The organism is Acetivibrio ethanolgignens, assembly GCF_001461035.1.
GTDB lineage: Bacteria > Bacillota > Clostridia > Lachnospirales > Lachnospiraceae > Velocimicrobium > Velocimicrobium ethanolgignens.
On the sequence record NZ_LNAM01000051.1, the window covers coordinates 307 to 2858 of the forward strand.

The window sequence follows — 2552 nt, forward strand, 5'->3', positions numbered from 1 at the left end:
TTACCTAAAGTAGTTCAAATAAATGCGGGACATAAATTAGAATTACCTGAAATAGATGGATATATATCAACTTTTACAGATGAAAATGGAAAAGATTTAGGCTCTGATTTAATTGTAGATAAAAATATGAATTTGAAGGTTATTTGGTTAGATTTTATGGATTCAACAGATTCTGATAACGATAATATTAGAGATCAAATTGAAATCTATATTGGAACAGATAAAAACAAATGGGACACAGATGAAGATGGGATTTCTGACTATTTTGAATTTTATTTATCACAATCTAATCCTTTAGAAAAAGATAGTGATAAAAATGGTATTTTAGATTCTGACGAAGATTTAGACGGAGATGGATTAAAAAATATTGATGAAGAACACTTTAAAACAAATCCTTTGATTAAAGATACTGATTGTGATGGAATTGAAGATGGTAAAGAAATTAAAGAAAGTTTGACAAATCCTTTAGTTGCAGATACTGATGGAGATGGTGTTTATGATTTAAAAGAATTGGAGTTGGGATTAAATCCCTTAAAAAATGATTCTAATGACGATGGAGTAATAGATGGAGACGATATTTTTAATATTATTCAATCACCATCATATAATGAAACAGATTTAAGAAGTATACCTACTATAAAAATGAAAATACCAGCAAAACTTATTAAAACATTATCAATAAGAAAACTTAGTGATGATGACTTTTATTTACCTAAAGATATGCCAGGTTATATAGGTTCGGGTTACGATTTTAATTTGGATGGAGCTTTTGAGTCCGCTACGCTTACATTTAAAATTAATTCAGAATTACTGAAAAACAATGATTTTGAACCTGCAATTTATTATTGTGATGAAACTAATCAATCTATTGTTCTTATTGAAAATCAAACATTGAATCCTAATACAGGAGAAATTTCAGCTGAAATTTCACATTTTTCAAGATATATTTTACTTAATAAAAAATCATTTGATAAAATATGGGATAATGAAATAAAGCCACCTGTAGCTGACAACACAACAAATAAGAAATTGGTAATTGCAATGTCTATTGATTCATCTGGAAGTATGAGCTCAAATGATCCGAGTGGGATTAGGAAGGATGCTGCAAAATTGTTTGTTAGTAAGTTGAGAGAAAAAGATGAAGCAGCTGTTGTAGATTTTGATTCTTCAGCTATTCTTTTATCAGAATTAACGTCAGATAAAAATGTTCTGAACAATGCTATTGATAAAGTAGATAGTAGTGGAGGGACTAATATAGGTGCTGGAATATCGCTATCTTTAAATCAAATATCAAATGAACAGAATTCTGCTAAATATATTATATTATTAACTGATGGAGATGGTTCTTATGATAATTCTTTAACCCAAAAAGCGATTGATTCTGGTGTTGTAATTTATACGATTGGATTAGGCAATTCTGTAAATATTAGTTTGCTTGAAAGTATTGCTAAAAAAACTGGTGGTAAGTATTATCATGCAACTACAGCCTCTGATTTAACTAATATTTTTAAGGAGACTGCTGGAGAAACAATCGATTATGAAAAAGATACTGATGGAGATGGAATCAAAGATTATTATGAAAAACTGATTGCATCTGGAAAACTAACTGGATTTAATGGAAAAAAATACTATACCGATATGTATAAATCTGATACTGATGGAGATGGAATTGAAGATGGTAAAGAAATGAAAGTGATAACTTCATATGGACGAACATATCTTAAGGTATTTTCTGACCCGAATTTGAAAGATAGCGATTATGATGGGTATCTAGATTCAGATGATAATAATCCGCTAAAGTGGAATATTAGTGATAGAGATTTAGTAATGGCATCATCTATTTCGTATAGTTTTATACCAAGCGGTAGTAAGTTGGATTCACTTTCTACAAATTGGGAAAATGAAATAAATTCAGGTTTTCATGGTCTGGCAAATGTTAATGAATTAAAAGGTTGGAGTGTTTTTGATACATGGTATGCTAAAGGTGGTTTACAGTTGGTTGCGTTTAAAAAAGACGATAATATCATTATAGCATGCAGAGGTACAGAGGAAAAGTTTAAAGATTGGTTTAATAATGCTACTACCTATTTTTTAAGTATAAGCACACAAACACCAGCTGCAAAAGATTTTATGAAAAAGATAATGAAAAACAACAAAGGATATAATTTTTATGTAACTGGGCATTCATTAGGTGGACATATTGCCTATAATATTGGAGCAGAAGGAATAAATTATAGTCAGAATTCTATGTATGGAATAGTAACGTTTAATGGACTGGGATTAACATTAGGATTAGGACTGGTGGGAGATGTTTGGGATGAAGCACAACTTAACAAAAAATCACAAATAATAAGAAATCACGTGGTGAAAAATTCAGGATGGCCTAATGATAAAGATCCTGTATACCATATTCCTGTTACATTTCATTACGGAAAAACATATACCTACAAAAAGAGTGACTTAGCTCCAGATGGCATTTTGGGATTTCATAGTCTAATTAGTGTCTGCTGATTAAGCAGACATTTGCAACTTCCAACTCTTACATCTGCTCC

At 30.3% G+C, this 2552-nt stretch carries 1 protein-coding gene; it reads left to right on the forward strand.

Going from position 1 to position 2552, the window contains the following annotated elements; translation table 11 throughout:
* On the forward strand, positions 1 to 2511 hold a 2511-nt coding region (locus tag ASU35_RS03690; RefSeq protein WP_187142652.1), incomplete at its 5' end, for a VWA domain-containing protein.
* Between the last annotated feature and the right edge of the window lie 41 nt (positions 2512 to 2552).